At 30.7% G+C, this 16,484-nt stretch carries 14 protein-coding genes; 5 read left to right on the top strand and 9 right to left on the bottom strand.

The annotated features are described in order from the left end of the window. Nucleotides 1-78: 78 nt before the first annotated feature. Genes IM532_RS00745 through trmD form a run of 4 tightly spaced genes read right to left on the bottom strand, consistent with a single transcriptional unit; the run spans nt 79 to nt 5,782 of the window. Nucleotides 79-3,543, bottom strand: a complete 3,465-nt coding sequence (locus IM532_RS00745; protein WP_194181533.1) for an ATP-dependent helicase — start codon at nt 3,541-3,543, stop codon at nt 79-81. A 42-nt stretch (nt 3,544-3,585) separates the two neighbouring features. Further along, nucleotides 3,586-4,404 (bottom strand): DUF4846 domain-containing protein, encoded by an 819-nt coding sequence (locus IM532_RS00740; RefSeq protein ID WP_194181532.1) that lies wholly within the window; start codon nt 4,402-4,404, stop codon nt 3,586-3,588. Then, on the bottom strand, nt 4,397-5,044 hold the full coding sequence (locus IM532_RS00735; protein WP_194181531.1) for an NAD(P)H-binding protein: 648 nt from the start codon (nt 5,042-5,044) through the stop codon (nt 4,397-4,399). Before IM532_RS00735 ends, IM532_RS00740 begins: the two co-directional genes overlap by 8 nt. 60 nt (nt 5,045-5,104) lie before the next feature. Then, nucleotides 5,105-5,782, bottom strand: coding sequence for a tRNA (guanosine(37)-N1)-methyltransferase TrmD (gene trmD / locus IM532_RS00730; RefSeq protein WP_194181530.1), 678 nt, complete (start codon nt 5,780-5,782; stop codon nt 5,105-5,107). A gap of 105 nt (nt 5,783-5,887) precedes the next feature. Between trmD and ybaK the strand changes: the two genes are divergently transcribed. Beyond that, on the top strand, nt 5,888-6,373 hold the full coding sequence (ybaK, locus tag IM532_RS00725; protein WP_194181529.1) for a Cys-tRNA(Pro) deacylase: 486 nt from the start codon (nt 5,888-5,890) through the stop codon (nt 6,371-6,373). A gap of 123 nt (nt 6,374-6,496) precedes the next feature. Further along, nucleotides 6,497-7,492 (top strand): porphobilinogen synthase, encoded by a 996-nt coding sequence (gene hemB / locus IM532_RS00720; protein ID WP_194181528.1) that lies wholly within the window; start codon nt 6,497-6,499, stop codon nt 7,490-7,492. Nucleotides 7,493-7,555: 63 nt separating this feature from the next. On the opposite strand, the gene porW is transcribed toward hemB, so the two are convergent. Further along, the gene (gene porW / locus IM532_RS00715) at nt 7,556-9,958 is read right to left on the bottom strand and encodes a type IX secretion system periplasmic lipoprotein PorW/SprE (protein ID WP_194181527.1); all 2,403 of its coding nucleotides are present in this window, start codon (nt 9,956-9,958) and stop codon (nt 7,556-7,558) included. A gap of 232 nt (nt 9,959-10,190) precedes the next feature. On the opposite strand from porW, the gene IM532_RS00710 reads away from it, so the two are divergent. Further along, nucleotides 10,191-11,696: a GH3 auxin-responsive promoter family protein gene (locus IM532_RS00710; RefSeq protein ID WP_194181526.1), complete on the top strand. Its 1,506-nt coding sequence runs from the start codon at nt 10,191-10,193 to the stop codon at nt 11,694-11,696. Between the two features lie 7 nt (nt 11,697-11,703). Beyond that, nucleotides 11,704-12,255, top strand: coding sequence for an acyl-CoA thioesterase (locus IM532_RS00705; protein WP_194181525.1), 552 nt, complete (start codon nt 11,704-11,706; stop codon nt 12,253-12,255). A gap of 57 nt (nt 12,256-12,312) precedes the next feature. On the opposite strand, the gene rocD is transcribed toward IM532_RS00705, so the two are convergent. The 3 genes from rocD to hemW are packed head-to-tail and all read right to left on the bottom strand — an operon-like array spanning nt 12,313 to nt 15,566. Beyond that, on the bottom strand, nt 12,313-13,554 hold the full coding sequence (gene rocD / locus IM532_RS00700; RefSeq protein ID WP_194181524.1) for an ornithine--oxo-acid transaminase: 1,242 nt from the start codon (nt 13,552-13,554) through the stop codon (nt 12,313-12,315). A gap of 47 nt (nt 13,555-13,601) precedes the next feature. After that, nucleotides 13,602-14,420 carry a glutamate racemase gene (gene murI, locus IM532_RS00695; protein ID WP_194181523.1) on the bottom strand — a complete coding sequence of 273 codons (819 nt, stop codon included), beginning with the start codon at nt 14,418-14,420 and terminating at the stop codon, nt 13,602-13,604. 18 nt (nt 14,421-14,438) lie between these two features. Continuing rightward, complete coding sequence (hemW, locus tag IM532_RS00690) at nt 14,439-15,566, bottom strand: radical SAM family heme chaperone HemW (RefSeq protein WP_194181522.1); 1,128 nt, start codon at nt 15,564-15,566, stop codon at nt 14,439-14,441. A 139-nt stretch (nt 15,567-15,705) separates the two neighbouring features. Between hemW and IM532_RS00685 the strand changes: the two genes are divergently transcribed. Next, nucleotides 15,706-15,897 (top strand): cold-shock protein, encoded by a 192-nt coding sequence (locus IM532_RS00685; protein WP_194181521.1) that lies wholly within the window; start codon nt 15,706-15,708, stop codon nt 15,895-15,897. 55 nt (nt 15,898-15,952) lie between these two features. On the opposite strand, the gene IM532_RS00680 is transcribed toward IM532_RS00685, so the two are convergent. After that, complete coding sequence (locus IM532_RS00680) at nt 15,953-16,477, bottom strand: hypothetical protein (RefSeq protein ID WP_194181520.1); 525 nt, start codon at nt 16,475-16,477, stop codon at nt 15,953-15,955. Nucleotides 16,478-16,484 lie beyond the last annotated feature (7 nt).

The raw sequence follows: 16,484 nt of genomic DNA, 5'->3' as shown, positions 1-16,484 counted from the left end.
CTTTAAATCACAAGCTTTCGAAATATAGATGATAAGATATAGCATACATATAATTAGCTATTTTTTAAAAAATCCTAACTAATCTAATTCTATTTCAATTACAGATTTACGGTTTTTTAAATAGTGAGTCAAATTATTTAAAATTTTATTCTCATTTAAAATATGCTCATTTCCAATCAAAAATAATTGCTCTTTAGCGCGAGTTAAAGCTACATTCAGTTTACGGTCCACATTTCCTTCATCATTCATGTTTACTAAAGAATTAAGTTGTGCATGATGCGTTACTGCAAAACTATAGATAATAATATCACGTTGACTACCTTGGTAACGCTCTACTGTATCTACAGTAATTTGTTCAAAATCAGTAATACGAGCAAGCTCTAATTTGTGTTTAATTAATGCAATTTGATTTCTAAACGGCGCTATAATTCCGATAGATTTTTTGGGATTAAATGTCTTATTGTTAAAATTATAAATCTTAATAATTTCTTGTACTAATTTAACGACTAAATCTGCTTCTTGAATATTTGTTTTGGGTAAATATGGATTTTCTTCAACTTTCAAAAAAGCAAATCTGTGATTGGTTAATATGGTTTGAAATTTATTATTAGTTTCTGATGTTTTTAAATTTAAGTCAGCACGTTGTCTACTTAAACTTTCTTTTGCTTCGTCTTTTAGATGCGTTAAATCACAAGCCACATTTAGTTTACCATCATAAAAATATTGATTTGGGAAATCTGCAATTTCATAATGCATTCTTCCTTGATAAGTCAACTGATCATAAGAATTACTAAAATTATTGCGTTCACAAAACTCATATAAACGCTCAAATAATGAATTCTTTCGGTTAATTAAACCAATAGCTTCTAGTTTTTCAGAATTTGTTTTTGCTAATTCAGGCGACTGTAATACAATTGCTGGTAATTGTTTGTGATCACCAATCATTATAAATCGTTTGGCCTTAGGTAAAATTCCGATGATTTGAGGTTCTAAAATTTGAGAAGCTTCATCAATAATTATTGTATCAAAATGTTTTAATTTTAAGATATCAGATTTACTGGATATTGATGCAACAGTAGAAACAAAAATGCGTTGTTTATTTATAATATCTACAATGGTTTTACGACTAAATTTTTCATCTTTATCTTTTAATTCATTCGCTTTTTTATCGATAATAATATTCAACATATTGTGCTGATGTTCTGGCGCACATGTTAATTCATTTCCAATTCGTATAAATTTATGTTCAACATCATCGGCAATTGCTTCATTTATACTTTCACATAATTCATCTACTGCACGATTGGTATAAGCAAGCAACAAAATATTATTTGGTCGTCCGTCTTTATTAGGATGATAAAATATTTCTTTGACCAATTCATGGATAATAATTGAAGTTTTTCCGGTTCCTGGAGGTCCATTTAACAAGAAATAATCTTCACAAGAAAGTGCTTTTTTTAATATGCGGTTTTGCTCTTCCGATAAATGCTCTTTTTCGAAAATATATTCCATATTATTAATGGGTTGACGTTGATTCAGTAGAAGTTCTTTTGTAGCAGGATTACTTTTCATAAAAGCGTATAAACTTCTATACATCGCTATAAAAGAACTGTCCATAAAGTCGCGTTCTAATGCCCATTTTGAATCTTTTGGTAAACTGTCAAAAAAGTTTGTATTGGGTTGTTTGTGTCGAAATTGTAAAGTAATTAATTCTCGAGAAATATTTTTAATCGTACATTTAAAAATCTGGTTACTTAATACTGATTCATTAGTGTTATTTTTTGGATAAAGCACACAAATATCTCCTTCGCGTAATGAGATAAAATCGTTTAATGGATTTGTACGCTTCAGGATGATTTGCTTTTTTTCTTCATGAATGTAATTTTCAAGTATTTCTAAATCAAAAATGATTTCAAAATTTTTCGATTTTTCTTCAAATGAGTTTAACCATAAACTTGCCAAACCATTGTTTGAAGTTGATTGACCTAAACCTAATTGTGCCAAATACTGCTCTTTTGCAATAAATTTGGAAAACGAATAGAAATACTCTTTTTGTAACGGTGTACTTGTTTTTATTGGATATTGAAAAGCATCTAATTGTGCCTCTAAAATTTCGCGGTAACGTTGATTGGTCTTGCGCGTAATAAACTGCCCAGAATTAATATGATTAATTAAACTTTCTGTTTCTATTACTTCGCCGCTGCTCAAAATATGTTCTTGCACAATTATTTGGTTGCGCAGGTCTAAAATAGATTGTACACGTGCCAAGTTAGGTTTATCATAACGTAAATTACCTTCATATACTTTAGAATACATAATGTAACCATCCGTATGATTGCTAATTTCTTTGAACTCTAAATTGTATAAAACGCCAATAATTTGATAATACAAAAATAATTGGACTGCGTGATTTTCTTTAATTTTTTTACCATCATCTGGATAAGGTGCACTTCCAGATTTTAGTTCAATAATTTTGTTTTTTCCATCATCATTTAGATCTAAAATATCTAACCGACCTTGTATTCCGTATTGTTCGCACAGAAAAGAAGGCTCTAAAAGTGCACGATTTAAGGAAATGTCATATTCCTTAAATTCTTTGCTAATTACACCTTTTATTCGGTCAAAATGACCTTTCGCTTCCATGAAATATTCTTTAAATTTTTCAGGATTTTCTAAATCTTTACAAGCGGTAAATTCTAAGGGATTATTCTTAAAATCTTCAATGAAAATAGAATTAAAATCTACTTGTTCTATGCCTTCCGTTGTAAAATGATCCACAACTTGATTAGCAAAGTTTCCTAATCTAATGTGTTTAGAATTGGGTGTTTCTTCATATTTACTTTTAATATAATGTAAAGCAGTTGTGCCATAATCTTGAAAACATTCCGCAATAGAGGAGATGTTAATCAAGTAATCAGGTTCTAGAATAATAAAACGAGGATGATAAATTCCTTCGTCGTCCACAGTAACGTTGATTAAATTTAATTGGGCACCTAACCAAAAGTTTTTTGTGGATTTAAAACGTTCATTTACTCCATCTTCATCGATTTGTACAATAATATATTCGCCGGTTTCATTTTCATCATAATCGCAAATCAAACAATCCATTTTAAGTTCAATAATCTGGACACGCATTTTTTTGATTCGTTGGCGAAAAACCATTTTGTTTGAATGGAATTCTTTCGCAGGAAAAAAATACATTAGTTCTGCTGGAATCAACACTTCATAAATCGAAGAAATGAAGTTAGAAACGTACATTAAATGGGTGTAATATTCTTGTTGTTCAGGTTGATAAGATTCACGTTCAACCTTATAAGCAATTTTTCGAAAAGAATGAATTTTAGTTGAAACTTTGTACGTATTACATATGTATGAGAGCTTCGAAAATAGGTTAGAGAATTGTAAACTTTCGTTTTTAGTCAATTCAAAAGCGAGATTTTCAATAATTCTTCTAAGGTCTAAATATTTTGAAGTAATTGGTTTATTGGATTGTTGTATGGCTAAAACTTCTTCTAAGAAACGCGTTCCGTTGTGTGGATTCATGCAAGTACAAATTTGTGCAAAATTAAGCTTTAAATTATAAACTTATTCCCAAGTTTTCCAATCATTGCTTGTAAATTTCCATTCGGGTGTGCTGATTTTACCTGCTTTTATTTCGTACCAAGGTGAACCATTTTGATTCGAAGGATTGATTAAAATTTGCAATTCCTGTGCAGGCATATAACTCTGCGCTAATAATACTTTTTTAATTGTTCCATCAGTAATTAAATCAACAACCATTACTGCATGCCCGTAGGGATTCCCTTTCTGGATTAGTATATCACCGATTTTTACGTCTTGGTAATTAATCGTTTTTAATTGTGCCTTGAGAGAAGCTGTATTAGCAGAATTGAAAATATATTCTAAATATTTCCAATAATTTTTCGGTGAATAATCGCCTTTTGCATATGTTACAAAATCCCTTGGTTTACCATCCGAAACAAAATTAAATGCAATTTTATCATATCTTTTTTGTTGATACAAATAATCTGCTCTTAAACGCATTGCCGCATCAGCACATTGGTGTAAATCTTTTGTACCAATTGGTAAATCAATTACACTGTTGTAGACATTCGGTTTATCTTTTGATCTTCCATCAAAGTAAGTTACTTTTTCATTAATCCCTTTTAAAGGGAGATGCTGTAGAAAATATCCAAAGTCAGTTGATTTATATTTTTCGCGTTTGTATCCATCTTCAGGTAGAAAACGATCGATTATAGTCTTAGCATTGGGTTTTATATAGTTTTTTGAGGATGCTACTGTTTCGATATTTTTTTCATCTTTAATGGTCTTGAGATCTAGCTTTGTGTCAGGTTTGCAAGTAATTAGTAAAAAGGGTATTAAGGCAATTATTTTTTTAGGCATTGAATAATTTTTTTATAGATTTTACATTGAAATAATGAACTCCATTTGAAGCATTTTTAGCCCCTTCTTTTAATGCTTTAGCTAAATCTTTGACGTGAATGACTTGGTATTTTTTAAAGAGTCCTAAACCATTTATTCCACCAACTAGCGCTGTCATTACTTTTTCACCAAAACGCGTTGTATTTGGACGTATTAAACTTGCTGGTTGAAAGATCAATACTTTTTCAAAGTTAAATTGTTGGATAGCCACTTCTAATTCACCTTTCATACGAGTGTAAAAAATGGATGAAGTAGGAGAGGCACCAATTGCAGATAGCAAAACAAACGTTTTTACATTCATTTCCGAACATATTTCAGCGAATTGACATTGGTACTCAAAATCTACTTTCCATTGAGCTTCTTTTGATCCTGCATCTTTTAATGTTGTTCCCATCACTGAAAATGCTACATCAGCAGTCATTACCTCTTTATAATTTTGAAGTTGATTAAAATCGATCACAACTTCTTTTAATTTGGATTGAGGTTGAAAAGATGGACGACGAACCAAGGCAATAATTTCCTCAAATTGTGTATCGTTGATTAATTCGTTGACTAAATATTTCCCAGTTGCTCCTGTAGCGCCAATAATTATAGCTTTCATAGTTTAATTTCTTTGCTTAAGATATAAAAAAAGCTTCCAAATAGGAAGCTTAATATTTCTTTATTTTTCTAATAAATCCGGGCGACGTTCCTTGGTACGTTCTACTGCTTGGTCATGTAACCATTCTTCTATTTTAGGAAAGTTTCCAGAAAGTAAAACTTCGGGTACTTTATAACCTTTATAATCAGAAGGGCGAGTGTACACGGGTGGCGCTAACAAATTATCTTGAAAAGAATCTGAAAGAGCAGAGGTTTCATCTCCAATAACTCCTGGTATAAGACGAATAATTGCATCAGCTAAAATAATAGCTCCAAATTCTCCACCAGAAAGTACATAATCACCAATTGAAACTTCTTTAGTTACGTGCATATCACGAATACGCTGATCAATTCCTTTGTAATGACCACAAATCATCATCAGATTTCCTCCTAATGATAATTCATTGGCCATATTTTGGTTCAATGTTTCTCCATCAGGCGTTAGATAGATAATTTCAGCATAATCATTTTCATTCTTTAATTTGGAAATCATTTTATCTAAAGGTTCACACATAATTACCATTCCAGATGTTCCTCCATAAGGATAATCATCTACATGACGGTATTTACCTTTTCCGTATTCTCTTAAATCATGAACATGAATTTCTACTAAACCTTTATCTTGCGCACGTTTCATAATAGAGGCAGAAAAAGGGCTTACTAACAATTCTGGTAAAACTGTAATAATATCTATTCGCATTGTGCAAAGATATTTTTTAATCTTTTGTTTAACAAATTAGGTTTTAATTTTACCATCATAAAAATGAATTTTAAATTTGTGTAGAATTTTATGGATTAAAATCCGATGGATAAAAAGAAAATAAATAAAACAAATGCAGCGCGAGTTTTAGAGTCTTTAAAGATTGATTTTGAACTAAGAACTTACGACGTAGAAGGTGAGCATCAAACAGCAGAGGAAGTGGCAGAAGCTATTGGCGTACGTCCTGATTTAATTTATAAAACATTGGTTTTGAAAGGGCAGAAAGATCCTTTTATTGTAGCTGTAATTCCATGCGATGCGCATTTAGATTTAAAAAAAATTGCAAAAGCTTCTGGAAATAAAAACTGTGAAATGTTACCAATGAAAGATTTATTGTCTACAACAGGTTATATTCGTGGAGGTTGTTCACCCATTGGAATGAAAAAGCTATTTCCTACATATATAGAAGAAATGGCAACATTAGAAGAAAAAATTATCATTAGTGCAGGCAAAAAGGGACTACAAATTGTAATTAATCCTCAAGATTTAATTAAAGTTATCGAGGGCGAATTTGTAGATTTAGTTTTATAAAAGTTATTTTTAAGTCACAAGTTAATTATAAATATCAAATCAAATTATAAATAATATTGATATTATTCATTTCAAACTGCTCTTGAAATTGAGTAACTTTGTGTAAAATCTAAGAATAAAAAAATGTTCATTCATAATAGACATAGAAGACTTCGTCAAAACGAATCTATTCGTAGTATGATTCGTGAAAATCATTTATCAACCAATGATTTTATTTACCCATTATTTATTGCAGAAGGAAAAGATGTAAAAGTTGAAATTCCTTCAATGCCAGGGATTTATCGTAATTCATTAGATAATGTAGTGAAAGAAGCAAAAGAAGCTTGGGATCTAGGTATTAAATCTGTGAATCTTTATTGTAAAGTTAGTGATAACTTGAAGGATAATACAGGTAAAGAAGCTTGGAATCCAAATGGTTTAATGCAAAATACCATCAAAGCCATCAAAGACGTTTGTCCTGAAATGATTATTATGCCAGACGTTGCATTAGATCCTTATTCTATTTATGGACATGATGGGATTATTGAAAATGGTCGTGTTGTAAATGATGCTACTGTAGATGCTTTGGTTCGTATGTCTTTATCACATGCCGAGGCTGGTGCAGATTTTCTTGCACCTTCTGATATGATGGATGGTCGTATAGGAGCGATGCGTGAGGCTTTAGAGGAAAATGGTTTTGATAACGTTGGAATCATGTCATATGCCGCAAAATATGCTTCATCTTTCTATGGACCTTTCAGAGAAGCGTTAGATAGTGCGCCAGTAGATAACCAAGACGTTCCTAAAGATAAGAAGACTTATCAAATGGATTTTCATAATGCTGAAGAAGCTTTGCGCGAGGCAATTGCTGATGTAGAAGAAGGAGCAGATATCTTAATGGTAAAACCAGGAATGGCTTATTTGGATATTGTAAAATTAATTAAAGATAATTTACAAGTTCCTGTATCTGTATATCAAGTTTCAGGAGAATATGCAATGATTAAAGCTGCTGCTGAAAAAGGTTGGATTGAGCATGATAAAATTATGCTAGAAACCTTAACTTGTATGAAACGTGCAGGTGCAGATTTAATTACAACTTATTTCGCGAAAGAAGCTGCTCGATTATTAAATGATCGTTAAGAATAAATAGTAATATATATAAAAGCCCAATCTTTAGATTGGGCTTTTATTATTTTAAATCAATTATTTAGTTTCTGATTTGGTTTTAGGACGAGGTGAAAATTGTTGATCAATATTTCCTAAAGGATTATTTCCGCCAGGCATTGGAGGGATTTCTTCCACTTCGTCAGTTACCTTAATTTCAGCATTTATATCCTTGGTTTTATTCTGATCATTTTCAAATATATCTTTCGTATCAGGATTTTTAAGTTTGTTTAGTAACTGTTTAGCTCGTTTAGCTTCATCAGTACCATCATAAGCCAAGACAACGATTTCCAATGCTTTTTCAAATTCTTCTTTAGATTCAGTTTTAGAAATTGCAAAAGCATTTAACAGGGCAAATTTTGCGATTATAATTTCTGTAGGATATTTTACAATAGCTTCGTTAACTTTAGACTTAACATCATTATATTTTTCCTCTTTATACAGTTGATACGTTTTCTCATAATCCAATAAAGCTTCTTTAGTTTCTCCAGTAATAAAATCCACTTCAGGATTTAAGATATAGCCAGCGTATAAAGTATTAGGATACTGAGTTAAAATAATGTTCTTATACTTATCTTCTAAAACTTGATCACGATTTTTATGAATTCTATATAGTTGGTAAATAGCTTGTATTTCAACATCTTTACTTTTAGGAGGAGACGCTACCAATTTCTCTAATGTTGATGCTGATAATTTTACATCATTAAAGTGATCAAAATATCCAGTACCTAAAGCCAATTGAGTTGTATCTCGTTCAACTTTAAGATCATTGATTACTTTAACAGCTTTAGGAATTTTTTCTAAATAGTATTCTAATTCAAAACGTCTTGGGTCACCAGAAACAAAAGAACCTTTTAACTCATTTTCTTTTTGTTCAATATTTCCTCCAATATTAGAAGCTGAGTTTCTCCAATTATCTTTTAACGTTGGATTATTCCAAACGCGTTGAAATTCTGCCGAACCATTATTTTTTAAATTCTGATTATAGAAATAAAATTTATTAGAATTAGAATTGTCAAAGCTAGAAGTAAAGCTAGCAGATTTGCTTCCTAATTGGAACTCTGCCATCTCTTTTTGTTCTAAAATAACTCTTTCTTCCTCTTCTTTCTTAATTTTGGCAATGTATTTTGTGAAAAGATCGTTTTGTTCTTCATTTGTCATTTTCGCAATACGAAGAATACTATCATTTTTCTCCACCAAGTAATGCATTTCCATTAACTTTTTCAAAATAGTATTTTTTTCATTAATTCTATCTTGATCGGATTTTTTAGTATATGTCGTAGTTGCAGAATCATAATATGTTGTTGCGTATAGATAATTTCCTTTCTGAAACTCTATATTCGCAAAGTTTTCATAGGCTTTTCCACGCACATATGGATCTGAAATTGGCTCTTTCAACGAAAGTTTAGAATATTCAATAGCTTCATCCAATTTTCCATCTCTTAATGCCATTTCTGCAATTGCATAATAGAACTCATTCTTTTTGGATGTGTAAATTCCTTTCTTACTTTGGTTTAAAAGATGAGTTTTATAATTCTCATAGGTATTAACTTTAGGGTCAAAATTTTGAGCAATCGCTAACTGAGATTTAACCTCCATATCAAAACCAGGTCTCAACTTATATACAGCTGTAAAAGCTTCACCAGCTTCTTCTTGCATTCCTAATTTTGAATAGACTTGTCCTAACGTGAATAATGTTCGTGCTTTCTGCTCTGAATTTGGACTATTTTTTACGGCTCTTTCAATAGGTTCTATCGCTTCCTCATACAATTCATTTTTAATAAGGAAATCAGCATAATTTGTAGCTACTAAATATTTCAACTCTTTATTTAGATCTTCATTATCGTATAATTTCAATAACTTTTCCTGTCCATCAAAATAATTCCCACCTTTGATATCTGCTAGGGTAGAGAAGAGTAGAGCTTCTTCATAATATTTTGATTTTGGGAAATTTTTTGTCACATACGTTAATGCGTCTAAAGCTTCAAAGTGTTTTTCTCTATAAAATCTTGCTTTTCCTATCAATAAATAAGCTCGTGCAATCATCAAGTTTTTTTCTTCGCCTTTTATCAACATGGAATGTTTCTCGATAACTTTATTTGCTTTTTCTTCTACAGCGAAATAACCAGACGGTCTAGGAGCAGGATTTGAATTGTTAGAATTCATATTTCCTGGAGTATTATTTAGTCTACCTCCGTCCATTTCTTCTGACGATTCTCCTTCTCCAAAATAGTTTTCACCTATAGGAAGTATTTCTCCATAATCTTCTATATATGCAGACTTTAATTCAACTTGTTTCTTTTCAAGTTCTTCTTCCGCATTAAATATACCATTAAACCAAGAAGTCATTTTATGATAATTCCTACTCTGAAAAGTGTCTTTTCTAGTAGAACATCCGACTAAAAGGCTTGCTGCAATGATACTAAGTGCGTATTTTTTCATGGTAATCTATATTGACAAATCTACAATAAAACGTTAGAATACAAAAAATCTTGTATTTACAAAAAGTTTTAGATATTTGTAAAATTAAAAATGGATGTGTATTGCCTTTATTTACTGCAAATACACGAATTTACAATTTCATTAAATTATTTCATTAAGTTATTGAAATTAATCAAATTGAATCGATAATGGATTAAAATTCATTTAAGATTTATTAATATATTTAAAGTTTATGAAGACTTTTTTAGCTCAAATATTTGCAAAATATATTGTTCAAAAAGATAAGAAATGGATAAATAATCCTGTTTCTACACAAGAAAAAATTTTATTGGACTTAATAGACCGAGCAAAAAACACAACTTTTGGAAAGGATCATCACTTTGATCAGATAAAATCTTATGAAGATTTTAAACGATTGGTACCGGTGCAAGATTATGAAGGTTTAAGAAAATATTTTGATCAAGTAGTAGAGGGAAAAGTTGATGTACTTTGGCCAGGAAAACCAATTTATTTAGCCAAAACTTCAGGAACAACTTCAGGAACAAAGTATATTCCTTTATCTAAAGAATCTATTCCATACCATATAAATTCTGCACGAAATGCTTTATTACATTATGTAAATGAAACTGGAAATGCTAATTTTCTAAAAGGTAAAATGATTTTCCTACAAGGAAGTCCTATTTTAGAAGAAAAAAAAGGTTTAAAGTTTGGTCGTCTTTCAGGAATTGTAGCACATTATGTTCCTAAGTATTTACAGACAAATAGAATGCCTTCTTGGGAAACGAATTGTATAGAAGAATGGGAAACAAAAGTAGATGAGGTGGTAAGGGAAACTATTCCGGAGAATATGACTTTGATTTCAGGTATTCCACCATGGTTAATCATGTACTTTGAACGATTATTAAAAGTTTCTGGGAAAGAGAATATTCAGAATTTATTTCCAGAATTACAATTAATGGTTACAGGTGGTGTAAACTATGAACCATATAGAGAAAAAGTAAATCAATTAATAGGTAGAAATATTGATTGTATACAAACATATCCTGCATCCGAAGGATTTATAGCTTATCAAGACACACAAAAAAAAGAAGATTTACTGTTACTATTAAACAATGGAATGTTTTATGAATTTATTCCAGTAGATGAATTCCATCAAGACGCTCCAACTCGAATCTCCATAAAAGATGTAGAAATAGGGAAGGATTATGTGTTGATTATGAATACAAATGCCGGTTTATGGGGATATAATATTGGAGATACAGTGAGGTTTACTTCAATAAATCCATATCGTATTGTCGTTTCAGGAAGAATAAAACATTTTACATCAGCATTTGGAGAACACGTCATTGCACATGAAGTGGAACATGCTTTACAAAAAACATTAGAAATTCATAAAGCTAGTGTGTCAGAATTTACTGTTGCTCCTCAAGTAAATCCTGTAGACGGATTACCTTACCACGAATGGTTTGTAGAATTTGAAAATTATCCTAATGATTTAGCTGAATTTGCTAAAGAATTGGATCTACAAATGCAAAAGCAGAATGTATATTACCAAGATCTGATTACAGGTAATATTTTAAGAAATTTGGTTTTGACCACAGTTAAAAAGGACGCTTTTCAGGAGTATATGAAATCTATAGGCAAATTGGGAGGACAGAATAAAGTTCCTCGTTTAGCGAATGATAGATCTATTGCTGATGAATTCTATGTATTGAATTTGACAGATAAACACAATTAAACAAAAAATGATTTACAAAACAGTAGAAAGTTCTTTAATAACTTTTTCACAATTGATGTTACCATCACACTCTAACTTTTCTGGTAAAATTCACGGAGGGTATCTTTTATCCTTGATGGACCAAATTGCATTTGCATGTGCATCTAAGTATTCTGGGAAATATTGTGTTACAGCCTCTGTAGATAGAGTAGATTTTCTTACTCCTGTAGAGGTTGGAGAATTAGTGACGCTAAATGCTTCGGTTAACTTTGTAGGAAATACCTCTATGGTAATAGGAATTAGAGTTGATAGCCAAAATGTACAAACTGGAGAAATAAAGCATTGTAATTCCTCTTATTTTACTATGATTTGTAAAGAAGAAAATGGGGATAAAACTGAAGCGCCAAAATTAATTTTAAGAACTCCGAACGAGATTAGACGTTTTTATAAAGCATTGCATCGCATAGAAGAACATAAAAAAGCTGCACAGCAAGTAAAAAATCCAATGGATTATCATTCTGAAGAATTAATCAATTACTTGTTAGATAATTATAATGTAAAAATACATTTAGAAAACTAATTAAAAAAAGCCCCAATGGACTATTGGGGCTTTTACTATTATTTAATTAAATGAATGTTATTTATAAAATTCTTGAGCAGTTTTACGAATAACTTCAATACATTCTAATAATTGTTCTTCAGTCATTACTAATGGCGGTGCAAAACGAATGATATTTCCATGAGTAGGTTTTGCTAATAATCCATTTTCCATCATTTTAACACAAAAGTTCCAAGCAGTTTCTGATTCTGGTGTATCATTAATCAAAATTGCGTTCAATAAACCTTTTCCTCTTACGGCTTTAAATAATGGGAACTCTTCAATTAATTTATTTATTTCAGCTCTGAAAATTTGACCTAATTTTTCAGCATTATCAGCTAATTTTTCATCCAACACAACTTGTAAAGCTTCACGAGCTACAGCGCAAGCTAATGGGTTTCCGCCATATGTAGAACCATGTTGCCCAGGATGTATTACATCCATTACATCGTTAGAAGTTAAAACTCCAGATACAGGATATGCTCCTCCAGATAAAGCTTTACCAAGGATTAGCATGTTGGGTTTTATATTCTCATGATCTATAGCTAACATTTTACCTGTACGAGCAATACCAGTTTGGATTTCATCAGCTATAAATAAAATGTTATTTTCTTGGCAAATGTCAAAACAAGCTTTTAAATATCCTTCCTCTGGTACATTTACACCTGCTTCACCCTGAATAGGTTCTACTAGAAATCCACAAATTTTATCTGCATTTTCTTCTACAACTTTTCTGAATTCTTCTACATTACTATATTCTACAGCTATAAAACCACTTGTATAAGGATCAAAATGTTTTCGCGCATCTTCGTCATTAGAAAAAGAAATAATGGTTGTTGTACGTCCATGGAAATTATCTTTACATACAACTATAATTCCTTCACCCGCAGGGATTCCTTTTTTTACATATCCCCACTTTCTAGCAATTTTTAATGCTGTTTCTACAGCTTCAGCACCAGTATTCATAGGTAATATTTTATCATAACCGAATAATTCTGTTACAAATTTTTCATAAATACCAAGTTCAGAATTGTAAAACGCACGTGAAGTTAAAGTTAATTTATCAGCCTGTTCTTTTAATTTATTAATAATTCTTGGATGAGAATGTCCTTGATTTACTGCAGAATATGCAGACAAGAAATCAAAATACTTTTTCCCATTTACGTCCCATACATATACACCTTCACCTTTTTCTAATACTACTTCTAAGGGATGGTAATTATGTGCACCATATTTTTCTTCTAAACCAATTAATTCCTGTGAAGAATAAGTTGTACTCATGTTTTTTGTTTTATTTGTTTGTAATTTTTATATAAAAAAACCAACTATTATGAAGTCGGTTTTATATCTAATCTTTTTTCATTTAGCTGTATATCTTTCCCAAAAAATCTTTTAGATACTTTGACGAAATTATCGGTATAATCAGATAAAAAGAAATCATAGGTAGGAATATTTTCATTAGATGCTAATTTACCTTCTCTACTAAGTAAATATATTAAATAATTTACCACAATTAATGGAGAATTTATAATATCTACTTTTCCTTCAAATATTTGTCTAATCTCTTTTTCAACTAAAGGATAATGGGTACAACCTAAAATGATGGAATCTATGCCTTCTAGTTTTTTATGGTTTAAATAAGTTTCTAAAACTGCTTTGGAAATTGCAGTATTAGCATATCCTTCCTCGATGACCGGTACCAATAAAGGTGTTGCCATTTCTACCACTTTAAGATGCTTATTAAGCTTTTTGATGGATTTTTTATATGCACCAGAATTTATAGTTGCTTTAGTTGCAATTACCCCAATACGATCCCTTAATTCAAAAGCTACTTTTTCTGCAACAGGCGAAATAACATCAATAACAACAATATCATCTCCTGCCGCTTCTTTGATTCCATCGATAGAATTTGCTGTGGCAGAATTACATGCCACTAGAATAGCTTTACAATTATGAGATTTCAAGAAATTAGTAATATCAACCGAAAAGCGCGTAATAGCTTCTTTTGATTTTTCGCCATAAGGCAAGTGTTGAGTATCACCAAAGTATATCATACTTTCATTTGGTAATAATCGTTTAATTTCTTTCGCAAAAGTTAATCCACCTACACCAGAGTCAAAAACACCAATTGGTCTGTTATCATTCATACTTGCAAATTTATAAAATTAATCCACGTAAAATAGCCTAGATGTTATACCATCAGCGAAAAATTTAGCTTTTTTAGTAAGAATTATCTTACTATCAATTTCTTCTACTAGATTTTCATGATGCAATTGTTCAACTTCTTTTCGGAAATGAGTATAAATTTTTGACCCAAATCGATCTTTAATACTATTTGTATCTATCCCAAAAATTGTTCGTAAGCCAATCATCATCATTTCATTGTATTGATCTTTTAGAGATAAATTCTCAATTTCTATAGGAAGAATTCCTTTTTTTAGTGCGTTAATGTATTTGGCATTATTGGCTATGTTCCAACCTCTTTGTACTCCAAAAAAAGAGTGGGCTGAAGGTCCAATACCTATGTAAGGGATACCTTTCCAATAATTGGAATTATGCTGGGAAAAATAACCTGGTTTTCCAAAATTAGAAATTTCATACTGTATAAAGCCATTAGCTTCTAAGAAAGATACCAAGTAATCAAATTGATCTGATTGATGTTGATCATCAATAGGATTTAATTCACCAGACTCAATTTTACGATTTAATATTGTTTTTTCTTCTACTGTTAAAGCATAGGAAGAAATATGATTAATGCCTAAGTCAACTGCTTTTTTAAGGTTCTGAGCCCACATAACATCTGTTGTTGTATTTGAGCCGTATATTAAGTCAATTGTTAAATTATTAAACCCGAAATCTTGAGCTAATTTTATGCAGTTTTCTGCTTCATGAGCATTGTGTGCACGATTCATTAAACGTAAATCTTCTTCAAAAAAAGATTGTACACCTATCGAAAATCGATTAATAGGAGTAGAGGCAAAATAGTTTAATTTTTCTTTCGTTAAATCGTCTGGATTCGCTTCTAATGTAACTTCTTTTAGTTGTGATAAATTATGATACTTATCTAGTTGATTAATAATTAAATCTAAATCTTTCGGTTCTAAAATAGAAGGCGTTCCTCCACCAAAATAAATGGTTTCGATTGGAGAAGAGATTTCATTCTTTCTTAGCTCTATTTCTTTAATAATTGCTTGTAACATCTCATTTTTCGAATTTAAATTAGTCGAAAAATGGAAATCACAGTAAGTGCACCTTTGTTTGCAATAAGGGATATGTAGGTATATACCAGCCACTCTTTATTTTTTTACAAATGTAGATTTTAAAGTTGTAATATTAGGGATACAGTAGGAAGGAAAATTATTAAAAAAAATAATAAAATTATTATTGAAAATAAATTTTTTGAGTTATCTTTCGCACTTCAAATATAATATTATGAATAAAGGAACTGTAAAATTCTTTAATGAAGAAAAAGGTTTTGGATTTATTAAAGAGTCAGGATCAGGAAAAGAGTATTTTGTACACGTTACAGGATTAGTTGATAAAATCACTGAAGACGATGAGGTGTCTTTCGATTTATCAGAAGGTCGTAAAGGTACAATTGCCGTAAATGTTAAAGTAATCTAATTATCACAACATATTTCTTGAATAGAAACCACTTCTTACCGAAGTGGTTTTTATTTTATTCATAAAATTCGACATCATGAAATATATCGTTGACAAAATTATTTAATATTGATAAATGTTCTTTAGCTATATTTTGTCCAATCTTTGCAGAAACATAGGTAGCTAGTGCTAATAAAATAGCAAATGGGATACACCAAATCCAATAACTAGAACCTGTAACATAGTATTCTGATACAGCATAAGATCCTAGTGTTATTATGAGCGCACCAGATAATCCGTAAAAAAACATAAACATTGTCCATATATTTGGTTTTGGGCCAATAATGCCTCTTACCACGATATTTTCTGGATTATCTTCATCTTCTTCCCATCTAATCTGCAATTGCGGAGCCCAATATTTATCTTTCTCTTTTCTAAGTCTTACCATTGCAAATTCTTTATTTGCATAGCCACCAATTGTATGAGATGAAATTTGAAGATGCTTTTGAATCAGGGTTATTAATTCTTCTTTAGATGCTTTTGTGTATACTTTAAATCGTGGTCTACTTCGAAGAGATTTTATACGAATTTTATTATCCATATTGTTT

Source organism: Faecalibacter rhinopitheci, assembly GCF_015234135.1.
In the GTDB taxonomy this organism is placed as follows: Bacteria; Bacteroidota; Bacteroidia; order Flavobacteriales; family Weeksellaceae; genus Empedobacter; species Empedobacter rhinopitheci.
This window is presented reverse-complemented; position numbering and strand designations above follow the sequence as displayed.